The 21,182-nt window shown below is 63.6% G+C and carries 16 protein-coding genes; 4 read left to right on the top strand and 12 right to left on the bottom strand.

Annotated features, from left to right (window positions below):
- Positions 1-53: 53 nt before the first annotated feature.
- The 3 genes from ACSQ20_RS06885 to tssE all read left to right on the top strand — a co-directional run bounded on the left by ACSQ20_RS06885 (position 54) and on the right by tssE (position 3,801).
- Positions 54-539, top strand: a complete 486-nt coding sequence (locus tag ACSQ20_RS06885) for an Hcp family type VI secretion system effector (RefSeq protein WP_436018406.1) — start codon at positions 54-56, stop codon at positions 537-539.
- A gap of 148 nt (positions 540-687) precedes the next feature.
- On the top strand, positions 688-3,378 hold the full coding sequence (gene tssH / locus ACSQ20_RS06880; protein WP_436022959.1) for a type VI secretion system ATPase TssH: 2,691 nt from the start codon (positions 688-690) through the stop codon (positions 3,376-3,378).
- A 12-nt stretch (positions 3,379-3,390) separates the two neighbouring features.
- Positions 3,391-3,801, top strand: a complete 411-nt coding sequence (gene tssE, locus ACSQ20_RS06875) for a type VI secretion system baseplate subunit TssE (protein ID WP_436018405.1) — start codon at positions 3,391-3,393, stop codon at positions 3,799-3,801.
- A gap of 31 nt (positions 3,802-3,832) precedes the next feature.
- Here the strand turns inward: tssE and ACSQ20_RS06870 are convergent, their stop codons facing one another.
- The 12 genes from ACSQ20_RS06870 to ACSQ20_RS06815 form a co-directional block, all read right to left on the bottom strand.
- Positions 3,833-4,843 (bottom strand): acrylyl-CoA reductase family protein, encoded by a 1,011-nt coding sequence (locus ACSQ20_RS06870; protein ID WP_436018404.1) that lies wholly within the window; start codon positions 4,841-4,843, stop codon positions 3,833-3,835.
- Positions 4,844-4,882: 39 nt separating this feature from the next.
- The gene (locus tag ACSQ20_RS06865) at positions 4,883-5,755 is read right to left on the bottom strand and encodes an SDR family oxidoreductase (protein ID WP_436018403.1); all 873 of its coding nucleotides are present in this window, start codon (positions 5,753-5,755) and stop codon (positions 4,883-4,885) included.
- A gap of 75 nt (positions 5,756-5,830) precedes the next feature.
- Positions 5,831-6,193 (bottom strand): HepT-like ribonuclease domain-containing protein, encoded by a 363-nt coding sequence (locus tag ACSQ20_RS06860; protein ID WP_436018402.1) that lies wholly within the window; start codon positions 6,191-6,193, stop codon positions 5,831-5,833.
- 37 nt (positions 6,194-6,230) lie between these two features.
- Positions 6,231-6,986: a thioesterase II family protein gene (locus ACSQ20_RS06855; protein WP_436018401.1), complete on the bottom strand. Its 756-nt coding sequence runs from the start codon at positions 6,984-6,986 to the stop codon at positions 6,231-6,233.
- A gap of 6 nt (positions 6,987-6,992) precedes the next feature.
- Entirely contained in the window at positions 6,993-13,391 is a 6,399-nt protein-coding gene (locus tag ACSQ20_RS06850) for a type I polyketide synthase (protein ID WP_436018400.1), read from the bottom strand.
- Entirely contained in the window at positions 13,388-13,750 is a 363-nt protein-coding gene (locus ACSQ20_RS06845; RefSeq protein ID WP_436018399.1) for an acyl carrier protein, read from the bottom strand. The genes ACSQ20_RS06850 and ACSQ20_RS06845 overlap by 4 nt, the downstream gene beginning before the upstream one ends.
- Entirely contained in the window at positions 13,744-14,484 is a 741-nt protein-coding gene (locus tag ACSQ20_RS06840; protein WP_436018398.1) for an SDR family NAD(P)-dependent oxidoreductase, read from the bottom strand. The genes ACSQ20_RS06845 and ACSQ20_RS06840 overlap by 7 nt, the downstream gene beginning before the upstream one ends.
- Positions 14,481-15,854: an ANL family adenylate-forming protein gene (locus ACSQ20_RS06835; RefSeq protein WP_436018397.1), complete on the bottom strand. Its 1,374-nt coding sequence runs from the start codon at positions 15,852-15,854 to the stop codon at positions 14,481-14,483. Before ACSQ20_RS06835 ends, ACSQ20_RS06840 begins: the two co-directional genes overlap by 4 nt.
- 10 nt (positions 15,855-15,864) lie before the next feature.
- A complete protein-coding gene (locus tag ACSQ20_RS06830) occupies positions 15,865-16,167 on the bottom strand; it encodes a hypothetical protein (protein ID WP_436018396.1) in 303 nt (100 codons plus the stop codon).
- A gap of 90 nt (positions 16,168-16,257) precedes the next feature.
- Positions 16,258-16,740, bottom strand: coding sequence for a hypothetical protein (locus ACSQ20_RS06825; protein ID WP_436018395.1), 483 nt, complete (start codon positions 16,738-16,740; stop codon positions 16,258-16,260).
- 667 nt (positions 16,741-17,407) lie between these two features.
- Positions 17,408-18,421: a hypothetical protein gene (locus ACSQ20_RS06820; RefSeq protein ID WP_436018394.1), complete on the bottom strand. Its 1,014-nt coding sequence runs from the start codon at positions 18,419-18,421 to the stop codon at positions 17,408-17,410.
- 360 nt (positions 18,422-18,781) lie between these two features.
- Complete coding sequence (locus ACSQ20_RS06815) at positions 18,782-19,966, bottom strand: hypothetical protein (RefSeq protein ID WP_436018393.1); 1,185 nt, start codon at positions 19,964-19,966, stop codon at positions 18,782-18,784.
- Positions 19,967-20,439: 473 nt separating this feature from the next.
- Here ACSQ20_RS06815 and ACSQ20_RS06810 point away from each other — a divergent pair, with 473 nt between their 5' ends.
- The gene (locus ACSQ20_RS06810; protein ID WP_436018392.1) at positions 20,440-21,165 is read left to right on the top strand and encodes a hypothetical protein; all 726 of its coding nucleotides are present in this window, start codon (positions 20,440-20,442) and stop codon (positions 21,163-21,165) included.
- The last annotated feature ends 17 nt before the right edge of the window (positions 21,166-21,182 follow it).

Raw genomic sequence — 21,182 nt, 5'->3', positions numbered from 1 at the left:
AGTCGAAGCTCGGGAAGTGACTCCGGGCGTAACACCAAAAGAAGGAAAGAAACATGGCAATTCCGGCCTACATGTGGCTCAAGGACGACGGCGGCGCGGACATCAAAGGTTCCGTGACGGTCCAAGACCGCGAGGGCAGCGTCGAACTCGTTGCGTTCGACCATGGCATCCACATCCCGACCGACGGCAACACGGGCAAGCTCACCGGCACGCGCGTACACAAGGCGGTGACGGTGACCAAGGACACGGACGCGTCGACGCCATACCTATACAAGGCAGTCACCAGCGGTCAGACGCTCAAATCGGTCGAGATCAAGTGGTACAAGATCGACGATGCGGGCAAGGAAAAGGAATACTTCAACACGACGCTGGAAAGCGTGAAGGTCGTGGCCGTACGGCCGAAGATGCTCGACATCAAGATCCCCGCCTACGAAAAACACAACCACATCGAAGAGATCGAGCTGCGCTACGAGACGATCACGTGGTCATACAAGGACGGCAACATTATCCATAAGGACACCTGGAACGAACGTTCCTGATGCGCCATCGATAAATCGATCGAATGTGGCGGAACCGGCATTGCTGCGGCCGGTTCTTTGACCACTCCGCTCTCCCGGAGTGGTCTTTTTTTGAGCGCGGACGACACCGCGCATGCATCTTTCCAGGCTCTTGGTAACGGTCTTCGATATGACACTGCGCGACTCCATGCACCTGCTTCGCCGGCTCAACCCACACTGCGCGAGCGCGCTCGAAGCGGCGGCGAACCTTTGCCAGACACGGCTTGCCGATTCAATCACCGTCGAACATTGGCTGCTCAAGCTGATTGAAGCCGGCGACGGCGACATTCCCGCGATCTTGCGTCATTACGCAATCGACGTCGACGTTGTCTGGGACGCGTTGATCGCGGCCATCGACCGGCTGCCGCGTAACCTTCGCGGCAAACCGGCGCTGTCGCCTCAACTGGCGAGCGTGCTGCACGATGCGTGGATTCAAGCGTCGTTGACGGATGCCGACGAGCCGATTCGTTCCGGGCATTTGCTGCAAGCGATTGTCGACGCGCCGCATGTGCTGCGCGCGCAAAACGCGTGGCCGCTGCTGTCGCTCTCTGGCGTGCAGATTCAACGTCTGATGCCGCGGCTGGGATGTCATTCTTGCGAGAGTCCGTCGGAGGATGCAGTGCCTGCATCGACATCGACACCCACTGCTGCGCCGACCGAAACCGAACATCGCGCATCACCTTCTCCAAACACGCCCGCGTTGCACACATCGTCTACATCGGCTGCATCGAAGCCGCGCTCGACCGAAGGCGAAGCGCTCGCCCGTTTCGCGATCGACCTGACCGACAAAGCCCGTCGCGGCGAGATCGACCCGGTGTTCGGCCGCGAACGCGAAATCCAGCAGATGGTCGACATCCTCGCGCGGCGGCGCAAAAACAATCCGATGTTGATCGGCGAACCGGGGGTCGGCAAGACGGCATTGGTTGAAGGTTTGGCGCTGCGTGTGGCACAAGGCTGCGTGCCGAAGGTCATTTGCGACGCGCGCATTCTCGCGCTCGATCTGGGCCTGCTTCAAGCGGGTGCCGGCGTGAAAGGCGAATTCGAACAGCGCCTGAAAAATGTGATCGACGAAGTTCGGGCCTCGCCCGTGCAGGTCCTCCTTTTTATCGACGAGGCCCATACGCTGATCGGTGCCGGCAACGCGGCCGGTGGCGCCGATGCCGCAAACCTGCTCAAGCCGGCGCTCGCGCGCGGCGAACTGCGCACGATCGCCGCGACGACGTGGTCGGAATACAAGGAATTCTTCGAACGCGATGCGGCGCTCGAACGGCGCTTTCAGCTGATCAAAGTCGACGAGCCCGATGACGAAGCGGCGTGTCTGATGTTGCGCGGGCTGGCTGATCGCTACGCGAAGTACCACAACGTGCACATTCGCGGCGAAGCACTCGTCGCAGCAGTGAAGCTGTCGCGCCGCTACCTGCCCGCACGACAGTTGCCCGATAAGGCCGTCGATCTGATCGATACCGCCGCAGCCCGTGTGCGCATTGGGCTCGAGTCGCCACCGCCCGAGCTGCAGCGTCGTCAGGCTGCCGTAGCAGCACTCGAGTTGGAGCGTGCGACGCTCGATGCGGACGAACGAGCCGGCATCGAAGACACGACTGCGCGACGCGATGCGTTAAACGCGGCGCTCGCCAGCGCAGCCGCTGAACTAGCGAGCCTGCAGACGCAATATCAGCGGGAACGCGAGCTTGTGCAGGCGCTGCATCGTCAACGTGATAGCGAACAAGCGAACCGCGATGCCAAGACGCTCATGCAGGCGAAGCAGGCGCTCGCCGATGCACAAGGCAAGACACCGCTGATTTTTGCCGATGTCGACGCGCAGGCCGTGGCAAGCATCGTCGCGGAATGGACAGGCATGCCGGTTGGCAGCCTGATCGAAGACGAGATCAATAAGCTGCTTGCACTCGAAGCAGACCTTGCCGAGCGTGTCGTTGCGCAAGATGAGGCGCTCGCCGCGCTCGCGCAAAATTTGCGCACGGCGAAGGCGGGCCTCAAGCACGAACAGGCGCCGCTTGGCGTGTTTCTGCTGGCCGGCCCATCGGGCGTCGGAAAGACCGAAACGGCGCTTGCGCTGGCCGACCTGCTGTTTGGCGGCGCAGCGGCGCTTATCACAATCAACATGTCCGAGTACCAGGAAGCGCATACGGTTTCGCAGTTGAAGGGCTCGCCGCCCGGTTATGTCGGCTACGGCCGTGGCGGCATGCTGACCGAGGCGGTCCGGCAGCGTCCGTACAGCGTCGTGCTGCTCGACGAAGTCGAAAAAGCGCACCCCGACGTGCTCGACGTCTTCTATCAAGTGTTCGACCGCGGCATGATGCGCGACGGCGAGGGCCGCGAGATCGATTTTCGCCATTGCGTGATTTTGATGACGTCCAACCTCGGCAGTGCGCGGATCGACGAAGCGACAGCGGACCATCCTGCGATCTCGCAACGCGAATTGCTCGAAGTCATTCGGCCCGATCTCGCGGCACATTTTCAGCCGGCGTTGCTTGCGCGGTTCCAGACGTTGGTCTATCGGCCGCTCGATGCGACGGCGCTGGCGTCGATCGTGCGACTCAAACTGGCGCGGGTCGGCGAACGCTTGCGCCGGCAGCACAATGTCTTGCTGACGTGCGACGAGACACTGATCGACTCGCTGGCCGCGCGGAGCCTCGCCCGCGAGTCAGGCGCACGCAACGTCGATGCGTTTCTGAATCAGCGCATTTTGCCGACGGTATCGCGAGAACTGCTCGAGCGTATGGGGACCGGCGCGAAGCCGACACAGATTCGTTTAGCGAAATCAGCCGAAGACAATCTGACAATCGATTTTATGGACGCGTAGCGGAGAGACGCGATGCCAACAGGCCCTTCGCTTTATGACATGCTGCTCGGCCAGATCGGTGGCGAGCCGATCGATGCTCACGACGATCGAACCCTCGCATGCTTGAGCGTGCAGCAAAACGTGCGCCGCATTCTGAATACGCGCGCCGGCGCGCTCAAGCATCTGCCCGATTACGGGTTATCGGATCTGACGAACATCTACAAGGCGCTGCCCGGTTCCGCGCATGCCCTCAAGAAGCAGATGGAAGAGACGCTGCTGAAATACGAGCCTCGTATTCGTTCGATTGATGTGCTGATCATAGAAAACCACGACCCGGGCGTGTTGGTCAGCTTCGAGATGACTTGCCATCTCAAGAAAGCCGGGCTCGTGCGGTTCGGGACGTACTTCGAAGCGCCCGGACGCATGCGGGTGGAGCGGCGATGATGTGTGATGTGTGAGGCGCGGCGCCCCACACTCACTGCCCCGCCTGCAAATTGACGACCGTCCTGCCGTGCCCCTGCCCTCTCGCCAATTCGCCCGCGGCATCGACGAGCTGCTCGAGGGTCACTTCGCGAATCGTCGCGTCGAATGCCGGGCCCGGCAAGCACTGTGCAAGCCTTTCCCATGCTTCCAGGCGGCGTGGCGTCGGACAGCGAACCGAATCGATGCCGGCAAGCGTTATGCCCCGTAGCAGGAAAGGAAAGACTGTGGTGTCGAGGTCGATGCCACCCACGAGCCCACAGACTGCCGCGCAACCGCCATACGCGAGCCGCGCAATCGCAGACGACAGCACCGGCCCGCCGACCGTGTCGACGACGCCGGCGAAGAGTTCCGGCTCCATGCCGCCGCGCCCAGGTTTGAGCGGCGCCGAGTAATCGTCGCGCCCGATCGTGCGCGATGCACCGAGAGACTTCAGATAGGCTTCGTTCTCGGGGCGCCCGGTCATCGCGACGACCGTGTACCCAAGCCGCGCGAGGATGACGATCGCCAGACTGCCGACGCCGCCGCTTGCGCCGGTCACCAGGATCTCGCCGCTCGTGGGACGCACGTCGTGCTTCTCGAGCGCGAGCGCGCAGAGCATCGACGTTAGGCCCGCGGTGCCGACACCCATCGCCTGTCGCAACGTGAGCCCGGCCGGCAGCGGCACGAGCCAGTCCGATTTCACGCGCTCGACCTCCGTGAAACCGCCCCAGTATCGCTCGCCAATTCCCCAGCCGGTCAGTACGACAGCGTCGCCAGGCCGGAACCGCGCGCTTGCGGACGTCCTGACGATGCCGGCGAGATCGATGCCCGGTATGGCAGGAAACGTCCGAATGATGCCGCGATTGGCAAGCGCCATCGCGTCTTTGTAGTTAAGGCTCGAATAGTGGACATCGACGACAACATCGCCGTCCGGCAAATCGTTGATATTCAACCATTCGATCGACGGCGCGATGCTGCCGCCCGTCTCCTTCATCAGCAATGCCTTGAATCGGGACTCACTCATGATCGCTCCCCCATGTTTGGAGTTTGGATCGAGGCGTCATCACGACGCGTCGCGTTTCGCGAAGCTGTCCGCAGGCCGCATGCCCAGCAGCGCGTCGACAAAGAAATCCGCCTGCAGCGGCGCACCGGCTTGCATGTCGTATTGCGCGAAATCTCGCACGCCGGCGGCAATCAGCACCTCGTCGTCAATAAAGAAATTGCCGGTGCAGCTGGCCGCCGGCTGCGTGAGGATGGCGTGCGCCGCGTCAGCGACGATCTCTGGCTTGCGTGAAGACGCGATCATGTCCTCCCCACCGATCTCGTTGCGCACGGCCGCTGTTGCAATTGTCGTGCGCGGCCATAGCGAATTGACCGCAATGCCAAGGCTCGCGAACTCTGCCGCGAACGCGAGCGTGAAGAGGCTCATCGTGTATTTTGCGATCATGTACGGCGGAAAATCGCGAAACCATCGCGCGTCCGTCGACAGCGGCGGCGACAGCGTCAGCACGTGCGGGTTCGTCGACTGTCGCAGGTGCGGCACACACGCCTGCACACAGACGAACGTGCCGCGTCCGTTCACGCCGTGCATCAAATCGTAGCGCTTCGCCGGCGTATCGAGCGTGCCCGTCAGGCGAATTGCGCTCGCGTTGTTCACGACGATGTCGATGCCGCCGAACGCTGCGACCGTCTCGTCGACGGCTGCCTGCACGCGGGCTTCGTCGCGGATGTCGGCGACGAGCGGTAGCGCGTGGCCGCCCGCGTCCTCGATCGCCTTCGCAGCAGTGTAGACCGTCCCTTCTAAACGCGGGTGCGGCGTCGCGGTCTTCGCGGCAATCGCGATGTTCGCGCCGTCGCGGGCCGCGCGCAGTGCGATGGCGAGGCCGATGCCGCGGCTGCCGCCCGACATGAACAGCGTCTTTCCGGCAAGGTTCATCTGTCCCTCCGTTTTATTTGGTGCGTGCGACACGTGCGACACGTACGACACGTGCGATAGGTGCGCATACGCGCATCAAGCGGCGCGGCCGTACCACGCCTTCATCCAACCCGGAAAACGCACGCGCATCGCCCGTTCCAACTCCGGCACGCTACGCCGCACCGCGAGCCAAACAAGCCGCTTGAGCCGGTCAGGATTGCGCTGATGCATCAGATAGTCCACACGCGCGCCGATCAGCCGCCATGGAAAATCGGGCAGTTGCAGCCGATATTCGGGGCTCAGGCACGTCCACGTATAGGCGATCATTTCGAGATTTCGGATCACGGCGTCCTGGGTCAAGCTCGAGTTCATGAATGCGCGGCGCCCATCGCGCGTGTATTCGCGGATACGTTCGAGCCGGCTCTTGATGTCGCACAAATACTGCAGATCGTCGTCCATGGTCGTGCTGCTCCTCGAGGTCGCCGTCGGGCAACGCTCATTGCAGGTCCGCGGTCGTGCCGGACAGTTGCCGCGTGATCGCGTCGAGCACCGCTCGCTGCGCATCGCGCAGATAGAAATGGCCGCCCGCAAAAATGCGCAGCGCCACCAGTTGCTCGCATTCGCGCCAGCGTTCGAGATCCGCTGCCCGCACGATCGGGTCATCGGCACCACCGAACACGGTGACCGGGCAGGCCGGCCGCACAACGGATGGGCGGTAGGTGTCCAGTAAGGTCATGTCGGCGCGCAGCACGCGCACGAGTGCACGCGCGAATTCGGGGTAGCGCAGCAGTTCATCCGGCATGCCCCCGTAGCGACACACCGCGTCGAGCAGTTCCGCGTCGCTCGCGCTGTGTCGGGTCCGCTGCGGCCGGAGTGGGTCCGGCAACCGCCAAGAGGACACGAATAAATGCGCGGGCGCAGCCGCAAGCCGCATCGCCAATTCGAATGCAATCGCCGCGCCCATGCTGTGGCCGAATAGCGCGAACGGACGGTCAAGATGCGGCACCATCGCCGCGGCAAGCGCGTCGGCGGCGTCGTCCATACAGGTGAACGGCACGTCATCGAACCGGTCTTCCCGGCCGGGCAGCTGCACCGCGAACACGTCGATTGCCGGTGCCAGCGCGCGAGCCCAGCCGCGGAATGTCGATGCGCCAGCGCCTGCGTGCGCAAAGCAAAAAAGCGACATCCGTGCGGAGTCCGTCGGCGTTGCCGACGGAAACCATGGGCTCATCATCGGGTGGGATGTGTTCATCGGCGCTCACGCTGAAAGTGCGTTCGAGATCGCGTCCAGAATGAACGTGCGGTCATCGACGACGCCGAAATGCGCCCCATCGCGCGTGTGAAGATTGAACGGGCCGGTGGTGAAATCTCCCCACGCTAGCGCATCCTCGTGCGTCACGTAAATGTCGTCTTTGCCGCGAAAGCTGGTGATCGGGACCGGCCACGGCGACGCTGGCACGAACACGTAGCGGCTCGCCATTTCGAATTCCGCGCGTACGACGGGCAGCACCAATTCGCGCAACTCCGGAATCGCGAGCATTTGCTCGGTCGCGTCGATCTGGAAGTGCCGCAACGCTTCGGCCAGCACGTTGTCCGTTTGCAGATGGAGCGGCGCGATGATATCGAAATCGCTCAACTCGACAAGCATCGCCGCGAGCTTGCGCTCGAACGCGGCGTCGGCAACGAGCCGATGCGGCGGCCTCGCACCCGACGCGAACAAGTGCACCGGCGTCACGCCCTCGCGCTCGATCAGCGCACGGGCCGTTTCGTACATCGTTAGACCGCCGATGCAGTGACCGAAGAACGCGACCGGCCGGTCGAGCAGCGGGCGCAGTTCGCCGAGCAGCCCGTCGACGAACGCGTCGATTCGGTTCACCGGCGGCTCGTTGATCCGCGACAGCCTGCCGGGCGGCTCGACAGCGAGAATCTCCGCGTGCGGGTCGGCGCTCTCCGCCCACGCCCGATAGATCGCCGAGCCACCGCCTGCGAACGGAAAGCAGATCAGCCGGTAACGGGCGTCGGGATTCGGCTTGATTTCGACCAGCCAGCGCTCGTGCTGCGCGGCGGGCAACGCCGGCCGCGGCATGATAGCGACAGCGGCGCTCGATGCGGTCGTTGCACGCGTCGCGATCGTCGATGTTTCTGGCGTCGGTGCACCGGCCGCTATCTTCAGCTTCGGCAGCAGCTCGTCGACGAGCAGATCGAGGCTTGGTCCCTTCAACATCGCAGCTGCGGGTAGCCGCACACCAACGGCCGCATCGAGTTGGTTGATCAACGTGATCGCCATAAGCGAATCGAGTCCGCGCTCGCGTAGCGGCTGCGAAGAATCGAAATCGCCTTTGATTTCGAGCACCGCGCGAACCATCTGGCCAACGATGTCGTGCAGCACGGCGCGCCGCTCGTCGTCGTGCGCCGCCGCGAGCCGGCTTTCGACCTGCGCCCGGGTGAAGAGGGCATTCGCCGCCGGCGCCGGCGCGCCGCGCACGAGCCGCTCGAGTAGCGGTGGCCGCTTCGGATACTGCGCGGCCCATTGCGGCCATTCCGTGAGCGTCACGACGCTCTGCTGTACGCCGCGCGCGAGAATCGCCTGCAGCAGCGCGATGCCGTCTTCCGCGTCGATGTAGTCGGTGCCGCGTGCACGCCAGATGGTTTCGCCGCGCTCGCCCGATTCGGTGGCGAGCCCCGCGCCGCCCCATGGCCCCCAATTGATGGCCTGCGCCGGCAGACCGAGGCGCCGGCGGTACTCGGTCAAGCCGTCGAGAAACGCGTTGCCGGCCACGTAGTTCGCCTGCCCCATCGCCCCCGTCACGCTCAGCACTGACGAGAACAGCACGAAATGGTCGAGCGGCAGATGGCGCGTTTGCGCATGCAGCGCCCAGCCGCCGAGTACTTTCGGATCGGTCGTTCTCGCGAACTTCTCCCAATCCATTTGCGCGAGCACACCGTCGTCCAAGTTACCCGCGCAATGAAACAGGCCCTTTAGAGCAGGCATTTCGGCGCCGATCTGCTCGATCAGCGCACGCGTGTCGGCCGCACGCGCGACGTCGGCCTGCTTGATCACCACGTTCACGCCCTGCTGACGCCAGCGCTCGATGGCCGCAGCGGCTGCGTCGCCGGGCGCGCGGCGCGCCGTCAACACCAGATGACGAACGCCCTGCGCGCCCACCAGCCAATCGGCGAGCCTGACGCCGAGCGCGCCGAGCCCGCCGACGACCAGATAAGTCGCCGCTGGATCGAACGGGGGAATGATCCGCTCAGGCACCGGCGCGTCGTCATCGCGATCGAGACGCAGCGCATAGCGGCGCCCGTTGCGCAGCGCGACTTCGTTCTCGTTGTCGCCGTCGCCCGCAAGCAGTTCCGTGGCCAGCGCCGCGATGTCGTCGTCGACCGCGATGTCGATCATTCCGGCCCAAAGCTCCGAATATTCGAGCGCGGCCACGCGGCCGATTCCCCAGACGGACGACTGCAGCGGGTCCGCCCCCGGCGTGCGCGGCACCGGCGCATGCGCACCGCGAGTCACGAGCCATACGCGCGGCATGGCATCCACGTGGGTTTCGACAAACGCGGCGAGCGCGCGCACCATCGCGAGCATGCCGCCGCTCAGCCCGCGTTCAGCATCGGCAAGGTGCTCGACGGTCGTCGACTCGTCGATGTGCTCGCCGAGCCCGTGCGCCAGTACGACGCCAATGTGGCCGGCCGACCCTGCCGCCGCAGCCCGCGCGGCAAGTGCCGCGCTTAGCGCGGCTTGCGTTTCGTCCGCATTGAACACGCCCGTGCTGTCGCCATCGCTGTCGCCATTGCCGCCGCCCGACAGCGGGAGCTGCAGCACCGAGGCACGCTGGCCCAGCGCGCGCAGCCGAGCCTCGAGCGCGTCGGCCATGCCGCGCGCCGCGCCAGTAACGATCAGCCATTCGGTCGGCCTGTTCGCCGCCACATCGGATGCATCAGCCACGTCCGGCAGCGAGAGCGCCGCACGCTCAACCCACTCGAGCCGATGCAGCGCGCGGTAACGCGATGCGGCTGCGGGCGGCGCGATCTGTGTGCGCGTGATCGGCTTGAGGGTGAGCCCGCCGATCAACGCGACCGGGGCGCCGTCGTCGCCATAGATTTCAACGTCTACGGTTATGACGCCCGCATCCGCATGGGCGACATCGCGACGCTTCGCATGCACCCACACGCGAGTGGCACCGGCCCGGTCGATTTCGAACCGCTCGATCGAGATGGGCAGCCACGTGCCGTCTGATCCCGCTTCGAGGCCGGCAAGGGCGCGGTAATCGGGCACGAGCGCGGGGTAGATGTGCAGGCATGCATCGAGCAGCGCCGGATGCAGAAGCGGGTATGCGCTTGCGTCTAGATGCTCGGGCAGTTGCACGCGGCTCACCGCTTCGCCGTCGCCCTGCCACAACTCGACGATGCCCCGAAAGCCCGGCCCATAGCCGAACCCGAGCGGTGCGATGGCTTCGTAATAGCGGGCCGGTTCGATCGGCGTCATCCGCTCGACGCCGGCAGACCCAGGCAGCGGCGCCACGACCGGCGCGATACCGGGCGACGCCAGGGCGCTCACGCGCGCGCGGATATGGCGGCGCCATCCGTCGTCGCTCCCAGCGCCGCGGCTGACGAGCTCGCCGTCGACCTCGCCGCCCTCACCTTGCAGTACCGTCTGCACGATGCGCGCGCCGTCGTCCGGGACGACGAGTGCGTCGTCGTAAGTCAGCGATTCAACGGCAACAGCCGCACCACCGAACCGCTCGCGCCCGACCGCCGCCAGTGCGACGGCGCCGGCCATCACGGGCAGCACGGGCAACCCGAAAATGCGGTGATCGGTCAACCATGGGAGGGCATCGAGATCGTATGTCGACTCGAACTGCCACGCAGCGAGCGGCGACGATAACCGCTTGCCCGGAATATCCGAACCGGGGCCGGTCGCGGCGCGGCTCTTCGCAGCATCCAGCCAGTAACGCTCGCGCTCGAACGCATACGTCGGCGCAGACACGCGACGGCGCGCGTATGGCTGATCGAACGCGCGCCAGTCGACCGGCGCGCCGCCGCGCCATAACGCTGCAAGCGTTGCCGTGAGTTCGCTCCACTCGCGCTCGCGGGCGATCGATGAGAAAAAGCGCCGCCCGCCCGCCTGATCCGCTTCGCCAGCATCCGCACCTGCACTCGCACCTGCGATTTGCTGCGCGAGCGACGTGAGCGTCGTGCCCGGACCGACTTCGACGAAATCGACGATGCCAGCCTGTGCGAGCGTGCGCACGCCGTTCATGAAGTGCACCGGCTGCAGCGCGTGATCTCGCCAGTAGGCAGGCGTGGGCGCACTGTCTGCGATTGCACCTGTCAAGTTCGCGACGAGCGGAATGTTCGGCGCCTGCGCAGCGTAGCGGCTTGCGAGCGCTTCGAGCGCCGCAGCCGCGGGTGCCATCAACGGCGAATGGAACGCGTGCGAGACCGTTAGCTTGCGGCCGCCAATGCCCGCCTGCTCCGCGTGGGCGAACGCGTCTGCGACCGCTTCAGCGCGGCCCGATACGACCGTATTCTCCGGTCCGTTGTAAGCCGCGATGCCAATGGCCTGCCGATCGCTGCCGTCGAGCAGCCGCTCGATCGTCTCGCCATCGGCAAAAAGCGCAGCCATCGCGCCGCCCTTCGGCAGCGCCTGCATGAGCCGGCCACGCGCGGCGATCAGCGCGAGGGATGTCTCGAGGTCATAGCAACCGGCCACGCATGCCGCCACGTATTCGCCGACACTGTGTCCAAGCACCGCATCCGGCACGATGCCCCATGACCGCCACAGCTCCGCGAGTGCCCATTCGACAGCGAAGAGCGCCGGCTGCGCGTACGCGGTCTGGTCGATCCGCGTCTTCGACCGCGCATCGCCATACAACACCGACAGCAGCGGCTTGCCGAGTTGCGGACGCAGCAGCGCATCGCAGCGCTCGAGCGCCTCGCGGAACACCGGTTGCGTTCGGTACAGCGCGGCGGCCATCCCGGCGTATTGCGCGCCTTGTCCTGTGAACAGGAAAGCCAGCGGGCGCTTGCCGCCGCGTTGCGCAGCAGTCTGCAACCCAGCGGACGCCTGCGCGGCAAGCTGTGCAGCAAGTTCGCCCGTACTGCCGCCGATCGCGGTCATTCGCACCGGCAGCGGTGCGCGGCCCGTGTTCGCCGTATAGCAGATGTCTGCGATCGGCTCGTCGGTCTTCGTCAGGTACCTGCCCCACCGATCCGCTAGCGCGACGAGCGCCTGCGGCGAGCGGGCCGACAGCGTCAGCACATGCTGCGGCCGGTCGTCGTCCACCGACGCCGGCGCGCGCACACGTGCGGGCGCTTCTTCGAGCACCGCAAACGCGTTCGTGCCGCCGAGCCCGAGCGAGTTGACAGCCGCAAAGCGCGGCGTCGCGCCACGCGGCCAATCGCGCAGCGCTGTGTTGACGAAAAACGGCGTCTGCGCGAACGGGATCTTCGGATTGGGCGTCGTGAAGTTCAGGCTCGGCGGAATCTGTCCGCGATCGAGCGCGAGCGCCGCCTTGATCACGCTCGCCACACCCGAGGCCTGCTCCAAATGTCCGATGTTCGTCTTCACCGAGCCGACGGCGCAAAAGCCGCTGTCCCGCGTGTGTCGCCGGAACGCCTTCGTGAGCGCGTCGATCTCGAGCGGATCGCCAACCACCGTGCCGGTGCCGTGCGTCTCGACATAGCCGACCGCGCGCGGCGGGACGCCAGCGCTCGCGAATGCATCGAGCATCGCCTTCGCCTGTCCGCTCACACTCGACGCCGTGTAGCTGAGCTTCGACCCACCGTCGTTGTTGATCGCCGTGCCGCGGATGACTGCGTAGATGTGGTCCCCGTCCGCGAGCGCGTCGTCGAGATGCTTGAGCACGATGGCGCCCGCGCCGCTGCCGAACACGGTGCCCTCAGCGTTCGCATCGAACGCGCGGCAATGCCCATCGGGCGACAGGATGTCGCCTTTGCGCGCGGTGTAGCCGGCGATGTGCGGCACCCGCACGGTCGACGCGCCGGCCACCGCCATGTCGCATTCGCCGTTCAGAATGCTGCTGCATGCGAGGTGAATTGCAACGAGCGAGGTCGAACAGGCCGTCTGCACAGTCACGCTGGGCCCGGTCAGGTTCAGCTTGTACGACACGCGCGTCGCCAGAAAATCCTTGTCGTTGCCGATGTGTTCAACGCCGCCCGTCGTGCCGCGCAGCGCCGGGTTCGACGCGAAATAGCTGCTGACCACGCCGCCCGCGCCGGCGAACACGCCGATCGAGCCCCCCTGGCCGCCAGGTGCATAGCCGGCGTCTTCGAGCGAATCGTGCACGACTTCGAGAAACACGCGGTGCTGCGGGTCGATCACGCGTGCCTCGCGTGGCGAGTACTCGAAAAGACCTGCGTCGAAACGGTCGAAATCGTCGATGACGGGCGCCGCCTTCACATAATCGGGCGCGGCAAGCTGCGCCGGATCCACACCCGCTCGCAGCAATTCGGCATCATCGAAGAAGCGAATCGACGCGACCCCGTCCACGAGATTCTGCCAGTACGCCCGCCAGTCGTTCGCACCCGGCAACCGACAGCCGATGCCGATGATCGCCACCCCGCCAGACGTGCCCTCCGCCCGCGCGCGCTCGACGCTGTCCCGTTCGTCGGGAGTCGTTGCCGTCATCCCCGTGCCCCCCGCCGTTGGCGGCGGCGTTCGCTGGCGGCCTGCGCGTCGGCCAGTTCGTCGGGTGCATCGACCAATACCGCCGAGTCGTCGAAGAGCCGATGGTAAGCGCCGACAAGTTGCCCCACCGTCTGGACCGACGTGATCGGCACAAGCGACTGGAACGGGTCGGCGCCAAAGGTCAGTTCGAGATCGAACACCAGTTGCGCGAGGTCGAGCGAACTCAGGCCGAGCGTTGCATTCAGCTTATCGTCGTCGCGCAACTCGCGCGCCGGCAGCCCGTGCTGGCTCATGACTTTGTCCACAGCGGCACGAACGAGACGCTCGGTCTCGTCGCGATCGAAGCGTTGGGTCAGCATGTGATGCCTCCGTCGACGGCGATCGTCTGCCCCGTGACAAACGAGGCGCGATCGGAGATGAGAAATTCGACAGCGTTCGCGATGTCGGTCGTATCGGCGAGCCGGCCGAGCGGCGTGCGGCGGGCAATCCGCGCGCGTGCGGTCTCGTCGAGGTGTTGCACCATGTCACTCTCGAAGTAGCCAGGCGCGATCGAGTTCACGCGGATGTTGCGCGCACCTAGTTCGCGCGCGAGGCTGCGCGTGAAGCCGTCGAGCGCCGCCTTCGTGGCACTGTAGACGGCAACGCCGGTATGGCCGCGAATCGCGTTTACCGACGCGATGTTGACGATCGCGCCGCGGTTCGCGCGGATCATCCATTTGCTGCAGCTTTGCGTAAGCAGGATCGTGCCCATCAGATTGACCGCGATCATTTGCTCGATAGCCTCCTCGCGCATCAGCGTGAGCAGCCCGTCGTGGCTCACGCCGGCATTGTTGACGAGCGCAGTGACCCCGCCCCATCCTTCGGCGACCTCCGAGACGAAATGGGTGAGCGCCGCGCTGTCGGTGTTGTCCACCTGTCGCCAAAGAAACCTCGCGCCGCGCGTATCGCGCTCGATCAGATCGTCGATCTCCGGCGTGCGGGACCGGCTGAACGTCGCGACCCGCTTGCCCGCAGCGACGAACGCGCGTACGAGCGCGAGCCCCAACCCCTTGCTTCCTCCACTGATAATGACCACGTCATCTACATCGCTCATACGGGTTGCTCCGTTGGTCGTGACACTCTGGCCTTTTTGAACCGGTCGCTGTGATGTGCGCCTTCATCGATCTCGATATGGACCGGCACCTTGAAACGCTCGAGGCGGTTCGTGCAGAAATCGCGCAGTCGCGCGACAAGCGCCGCCGGCGCCTCGGGCTCGATCAGCGAAACGCGGGCGACGACGACATGCCCGGTCACCGGGCTGGGCCGCCCCGCCACCGTCACGTCGCGAACGTTGCCCGCGGCGAGCAGCGTGCTCTCGACTTCGCTGGGGTACACCTTTTCTCCGCCGACGTTGATGATTTCCGAGCGGCGTCCGAGCACACGCACATACTCGCCGTCTGTTTCGACCACGTCTTGCGTGTTGAACCACCCGTCGTCGTCGAACGGCGTCGCCGCATTCAGGTAGCCGAGCATCGCTGTCTCCGATCGCACCCACAGCACGCCATCGACGATCTTGTGCTCAAACCCGTCGGTGCCGAGCTTCATCCATAACGAGCCTGAGTCTTTCGAGCGCGTCGGCAAGATGCCGAGCTCGGACAGCCCATATGTCTGCTTCAGCTTCACGTTCGGCAGGGTGTTGCGAAGCGCGGTGAGCGTCGTTTCCGGCATCGGCTCGGTACCGTACGTGATCAACTTCAGCGACGACAGGTCGTAGCGCGCACCGGCACCGGCAATCAGCATCATGTTGATGAACGTCGGGCTCGTCGGCAGCAGTTCCACGCTGTGTCGCGCGATCGCCTCGCATACCGCATCGGGCGAGCGGTTAGCCGGCGTCACGATCGTGCCGCCGTGGGCAAGCACGTTCAGCAGCGTGTTGATCCCGCCGATATGATCGAGCATCAGGAAAACGAGTGTCACGTACGCGCGACCCGTCGCCTTTTCGAGCTTTGCGATGAGTCGGTCGAAGTGCAGTAACGTCGCCTTGCTGCGACCCGTCGAGCCGGAGCTGAAGAGAATCAGCCCGGCTGCACCTTCGTTGCGCAAACAGTCGATCAGCGGATGTGTGTCAGTGGGTGGAGTGCGATGTTCGACCCGCGGACCGTTCGCACCGCCCTCGCCGTCGAACGTGATGACGAGGCCCGCTTCAGCGGTCGCGAGAAACTCATCGCGCTTAGCCCCAGCCGATGTAAGCGGCACAACAATTGCGCCAGCAAACGCCAGCGCGAGCAGCAACGCGCAGACGTCGGACGCGTAGTCCCCGCACACGGCAACGACGTCACCGCGCCGCACACCCCAGCGATCGAGTTCCCCGCGCCAGAAGTCGATCCGCTCGTGGAACGTGTCGTACGTGACGGTCTCCCCTGCCGACACTAAGCATGGCCGCGCGCCGAACGATCGGATTCGCTGCAACAGAAAGGCGGTCATTGCGCGCTCCTCACGTCGTAGCAGGGACGGCGGCCGCCGAATCGTTCGCCGACCCGCTCAACCCGCTCTGCACGGCGGCGGTCATCGCCTGCCTGAGCGGTTGACTAAGGAGCTTGCCGCTGATGTCCTCGTCGATCGTCATGCGCAGCACCGACTTGAACGATTCGAGCGACGCGACGCCTACGCCGAGCGCAAGCTCTGCGATGCGTAACTGCGCATCGGCGAGACCACGAAACGCCTCGAACGAATCGCTGATGCCCTGCACCCATTGCTGATAAACGACCGCCTGATTCGGAATAACTTCAATCGACATTGCAACAGTCTCCTCATCAAAGACAGGCACACACGTGCCATCTCGCGACACCACGCAGCCTTCTGTTGTGAAATACGGGCAAGCGCCCGCTCAAGATTCCGTCTGGCGAGGCGGGACACGCAGGCCGAGCATGTCGTGCAGCGCGAGCAGCTCGCGTTCGATCTCGTCTCCGCGGTAGTAGAGCAATGCACCGGTCTCGCCGCCGACGAGGACCTCGAGATAGGGCTCCGCCACAGCCGGCCCCGAGCCGGCATCGCGGCCGGCGTTGAGGACACCGACGCTGTCGCCGAACGGCTCGCCGACGGTCGCCACCACCGACGTAAGGCCAAGTGCGCGCAGCCGCTCGCTCCACGCGGAGAGCTTGCCGTCGGTGCTGTCCGAGCTGACCGGCACGTACAGGCAGAACGACCTTTCATCGAGCCAGCTTGCACGGTCGTCGGGCGCAGCGGGAGGTTGCCGAAGCGCTGGAGCGGGACAAATCTCGGACGGCCGACGCCTACTGGCCGATAGCCTGGCAAGACGTGCCACCGCGGCTGGCCACGTGCGCGCAAAAGCGAATCTGTTCGCTTGCATGATGGAATGCCCCTTCTACCTACCGTTATTCAGGCCGATTTAACGAGATCAAATTGCAGTGATCGCAGCGAACGTCCGCTCGGTGCGATTTTCATCCTTTTGAAATAAAAGCAGATTTTCATAAACGAAAGAACGGACTGTTCTTTCCGCTATGCGGATTTCAAATTTAAAAAAGACATGGAAAGACGCCGTGCGATACGGCACGTCTTTCACTGGCTCGCCAATCAGGATGGCCGGCGTGCAAGGCCGTGCCCAATGCCGTTGATCATAGGAGGAAATCCGAAAGATGCAAGGCCACGAGCCGGCGGCATGCCGATTTAGTATCGACATACCGCGATAAAGAGAATCCCGTCCTTTTTTAGTGCACGAATAAATTCATTAAGCATTTTCGATGCACGATTTACGATTGATCGGATATTGACTGGCGGATTTTTAAAACTGAGTGGAATGAGGAATTGATGTCGTTGGGCGGCGATACCGGGACCACCGCACCTACGACCGGCGGAAAAAGCCGGCCCGAAGATTCGCCGACCTTCACGCTAGCCTATTAGCCGAATCTCTGTTTACCGAAGGCCAACGCGCGAACACCTCCCGGGTCATGGAAGGGGCCGGTTTTCGCTCGACGCCCCGCTCTGCGAAGGGATCGCGGCAAACGCAGACTTTGGCCTCAGGCAAAGCGCGGCGCGCGGGCCGCGGGGAATTGCAATCGCGGCGTTGTTCTCGCTTCATTCGACGCCATATGCAAACCGCTCGGCCGAAGCGCGGTCGCGAGGCGACGCACCTTCGACATGGTACTCGTGTCAACCGCAGCGGCGTGCGCGGAGAAATTTGCTTTCGGATCCGCTCTGCCCAGCTCCTTGTCGGCCGCCGTCTGCGCGTCAGCCGTGCTTGCGCCCCCGTCGAGTGCGCCTTTATAGGCATCGTACTCCTTGTCCTCCAGCGCTTCGATTACCTCGCCGAATGAGCTGCCATCACCAGCCTGCGCCTGGTCGATCTGAGGGTTATTCTCCCGAGGGCTATCCGCTCCTCGCAACGCAATCCCAGGAAGGGATTCACGGACGGCAGATAACGCTGCTATAGCGGTCGCAGAGAAATTGGCCTGAGGATTGATTGTGCCAATCGCCTTGTTCGCCTCCACATCGGCTTCTTCTGGACTTGCACCATCTGCTTCCGCCGCTTCGCCAACGGCAACACACTTGTCCGTCGCGCCTGCAATAACCTTATCGAAAATGCTGCCATCCCCCTTATGCACCTCATCGGGTCCGCCTCGTAGCGCGATCCCTGAAGGCAGGCCATTCGCGTGCACAGCGGCTTGAGGCGCGCCGTGAGCGTGCCGGTTAAGCTTGCTGTCTCGTTCTTCTGGGAGCACTGGCAACTGGTGCTCATGGATACTATTGGCTTCGCCTCTGCTGTCGGCTTCGCTAATTTCCTCGTCGCTGATCCCCGGAAAGTAGCCCTGTGCCGGCAGCTTCTCCTCACCTGACGATGAGTAGGCAAACCGTGGCCCGCGTGCACCGATAGTAGAAACGGTGGCCCAAGCGTCCCGGCCGAGATTTCCAAGCGCTCCAATCAGTCGTCGCGGCTGCGACGACGTGGTCGAAGCAACCGCCGCTGAATTCGCTCCAGCCTTGTTCACAACCGCTTGCTCACGACCGGCTCTGCCGATGGCTGACAATTCCATATCGCTCTCCCAAATAAAACCTGAATACTCGCAAAAACAATCGTTCCATAAGGGGTTCGATCACGAAGCGTTCGATTGCTAAACGAATGACACGGCAAGCGGGACCGTCCCGGACCGAAGCAACATCGTGCGGGACGTTCATTGGATGGCTTCGGTCGAGAACGCCTCGGAAAGGTCAGCTTCAGTTCGGCATCTTGCTTGGGATGCCAAGCCTCGCGCGCAGCATGCGTGGTTGCTTCGCATCGCAACTTCGACCGAATGAAGCGGCGAGCATCCGCAACCGCCAGCCCACCATCCGGGGGGGCACCCTTACCCGATACTGGCGACAAAATCAGCATCGCCCACGTGCATCACAGGGCGTTACGCGATGCGCGGACGAAGATTTGGGCGCCGATGCTGCTCGGCTTCAGATCGACGCTCGCTATGCGGGCGGCCGAGTCGCAGTGCAGCGGCAAGGCTGCTCAACACGGGACGTCGCACAGAGAAATTGGCTTGGGGATCAATTTTGCCAGTCGCTTTTTCGGCGGCTACCCGGGCCTCTTCTGGACTCGAACCGCCTTTCAGACTCTGGCCGAATACAGCGTCAAGCTTCTCTTCCACCTGATCAATAACCTTGTCAAAGATGCTACCGTCTCCTGGCTGCATTTTTTCTAGGTCCCGCAGGGCAACGTTATTGATGCCTGTTCGCTCACTATCCCGTTGCACGCCTGCAGAGAAATTGGCTTGCGGATCGCTTTTGCCGACCGCCTTATTGGCAGAATCTTGCGCCTCGCTGGGGCTCGCGCCGCCCTGCGCCGCTTGCCCGTAGGCGTCAGCCTGTTTGTCCGCGGTCGCATTGATCGCGCTACCAAAAGTGTCGCGGTCGCCATAATGCACGCCGGGAATGTTCGCGTCGGGACGGGAAGGCTCATCCCGCCCCCTCAGCGCGACGCTATTGACGCCGGTGCGCTCACCAGCGTGTCGCAAGCCTGCGGAAAAATTGGCTTGCGGATCGCTCTTGCCAATCGCTTTGTTGCCAGCCTCCACTGCCGCATTTTCGCTCGCGCCTCGCTCTTCAGCAGCACCGACGGCGCCCCAAAACCGATCTGCAGCTCCATCGATGACTTTGTCAAAGATGCTGCCGTCTCCCTGATTCGTTCCTTCCACGCCCCGTAGCGCGACGGGACTGAGCGCCGCAAAGTTGCTTTGGGGGTCTGTCTTGCCCAGCGCCTGGTCTGCTTGCGCGACGGCTTCGTCAGCACTAAGGCCACTGTCAACGCCCTCCAAAAGTATATCGTCGCTCTTGTCGGACGCAGCGCCAAGAACCTTGCCAAACTCACTACCATCGCCCGGCGACGCCGGCGACACTCCACGCACGCTGTAGACCTGCATCGCACCGCGCGGCACACCATCAGTACGATCTTGCTGCCGAACCAAGCCGGCCAGGGCGGCCGACAGCGTGCCTGCGACGCCCGGTCCGCGCGATTTCGTCGGCTTGTCGCTGCCGGCACCGTCAACTCGATAACCTGTGCGTGTGGCATTCAGACTTGTTACTTTCAGATGCATCTCAAACCCTCAATCGTTACGCAAAGCGATCCCTTTTATCATGTGGACATTCAGGCATGTTCCCGAAGGCGAAGAGCGCCACGGGTGACCGAACAGGCTTTGGGGGGAATGGCACTTGCTTAAGCGCGTGGAGCGTGCCCATATTTTCGAACGCGCTCGCTCCCCGATCGGGGCGATTGGCAACGCAAGACCGCGTGATCCGGTTGACCTATGCCCGAAGCCTTCCAGCTTGCCCGCCCAATGCTGCTCACCGCCGCTCGCCCCCATGCCAATCAGGCTCGGCAGCAAATTGACAACGAACGCGGCCACCTGATCACGCTTGACCTGCTTCTTCAAAACGGTTTACCTCGACTGATTCACCGCGTCCGGCAAACCGTTCGGTCCTGAAGCCCATCCTTCGTATCTGGAGATTTCGGTACTGTAGTCCGCTGCTATAAGACTGGGATCTCATCAAATCTTTTGGGGAATTCCGTATGTCGATACGCGTTTCGCAATATTCATCTGCCGACCTGACCAATCATCAGACCGCCGCCAGCAACAGCGGCTACCGTTCCGCGGCTGCAAAACCTGTCCCTCACGGCCCGATTGCCGCCGCACTCGCCCGTCTTTCTCAACGGCTGCCAAGCAACACGCGTCCGAACAATATCGCGCTCATGCGGTCGGTCGATCCTGTATCCGACGGAGATGAATTTGACAAGGTCATCGACGAGCAGGCGGGCAAGTTCGCGGACACGTTCTCAGAAGGAATGAAAGCCGGGCTGACTCCGCAAGAGGCAGAAGCGAAAGCAAACGAAGCGGTAGGCAGGACCGACCCGAAGGCGAATTTCTCTGCGTCTAGCGCTCATGGAATAAATAGCCCCAATAACGTCGCGTTACGTGGCGATGACACGCCTTCAATTCCCGTCACGAGTTCCGGCGACGGCAGTGAATTCGGTGGGGTCATTGGTGAAGTGGACAAAATTCGAAACTTTGTAGAAGAAGGTTATCTGAGAGACGGTCATAGCGAAGAGGAGTCGCAGGATGCTGCGAATGCAGCGGTGGGAAAAACAGACCCTGCGGCCAACTTCTCCGCGCGACGTTTTGATCTGAGCGGTCTGGCAACCGCACTCCGGCTCAAGCGCTCATCGGAAGCACAGTCGAGCGGTTCAGGGAACGTCCCGCGGCCAAGACGAGCGGCTTTTACCCCTCGCTTCGCGTGACGGAGAGGCGCTCCGGC

It is taken from the genome of Trinickia sp. LjRoot230, from assembly GCF_964253315.1.
Classification (GTDB): domain Bacteria; phylum Pseudomonadota; class Gammaproteobacteria; order Burkholderiales; family Burkholderiaceae; genus Trinickia.
The sequence above is the reverse complement of the archived record's forward strand: the minus strand, read 5'-3'. Positions and strand labels throughout refer to the sequence as shown.

Bases quoted from the DNA above. Each gene is read 5' to 3' on its own strand.
- ACSQ20_RS06865 (WP_436018403.1), bottom strand. From the start codon at position 5,755: ATGAACCTTGCCGGAAAGACGCTGTTCATGTCGGGCGGCAGCCGCGGC.
- ACSQ20_RS06820 (WP_436018394.1), bottom strand. From the start codon at position 18,421: ATGGAATTGTCAGCCATCGGCAGAGCCGGTCGTGAGCAAGCGGTTGTG.
- ACSQ20_RS06850 (WP_436018400.1), bottom strand. From the start codon at position 13,391: ATGACGGCAACGACTCCCGACGAACGGGACAGCGTCGAGCGCGCGCGG.
- tssH (WP_436022959.1), top strand. From the start codon at position 688: ATGACACTGCGCGACTCCATGCACCTGCTTCGCCGGCTCAACCCACAC.
- ACSQ20_RS06835 (WP_436018397.1), bottom strand. From the start codon at position 15,854: ATGACCGCCTTTCTGTTGCAGCGAATCCGATCGTTCGGCGCGCGGCCA.
- ACSQ20_RS06815 (WP_436018393.1), bottom strand. From the start codon at position 19,966: ATGCATCTGAAAGTAACAAGTCTGAATGCCACACGCACAGGTTATCGA.
- tssE (WP_436018405.1), top strand. From the start codon at position 3,391: ATGCCAACAGGCCCTTCGCTTTATGACATGCTGCTCGGCCAGATCGGT.
- ACSQ20_RS06830 (WP_436018396.1), bottom strand. From the start codon at position 16,167: ATGTCGATTGAAGTTATTCCGAATCAGGCGGTCGTTTATCAGCAATGG.
- ACSQ20_RS06840 (WP_436018398.1), bottom strand. From the start codon at position 14,484: ATGAGCGATGTAGATGACGTGGTCATTATCAGTGGAGGAAGCAAGGGG.
- ACSQ20_RS06860 (WP_436018402.1), bottom strand. From the start codon at position 6,193: ATGGACGACGATCTGCAGTATTTGTGCGACATCAAGAGCCGGCTCGAA.
- ACSQ20_RS06810 (WP_436018392.1), top strand. From the start codon at position 20,440: ATGTCGATACGCGTTTCGCAATATTCATCTGCCGACCTGACCAATCAT.
- ACSQ20_RS06870 (WP_436018404.1), bottom strand. From the start codon at position 4,843: ATGAGTGAGTCCCGATTCAAGGCATTGCTGATGAAGGAGACGGGCGGC.
- ACSQ20_RS06845 (WP_436018399.1), bottom strand. From the start codon at position 13,750: ATGCTGACCCAACGCTTCGATCGCGACGAGACCGAGCGTCTCGTTCGT.
- ACSQ20_RS06885 (WP_436018406.1), top strand. From the start codon at position 54: ATGGCAATTCCGGCCTACATGTGGCTCAAGGACGACGGCGGCGCGGAC.
- ACSQ20_RS06855 (WP_436018401.1), bottom strand. From the start codon at position 6,986: ATGAACACATCCCACCCGATGATGAGCCCATGGTTTCCGTCGGCAACG.
- ACSQ20_RS06825 (WP_436018395.1), bottom strand. From the start codon at position 16,740: ATGCAAGCGAACAGATTCGCTTTTGCGCGCACGTGGCCAGCCGCGGTG.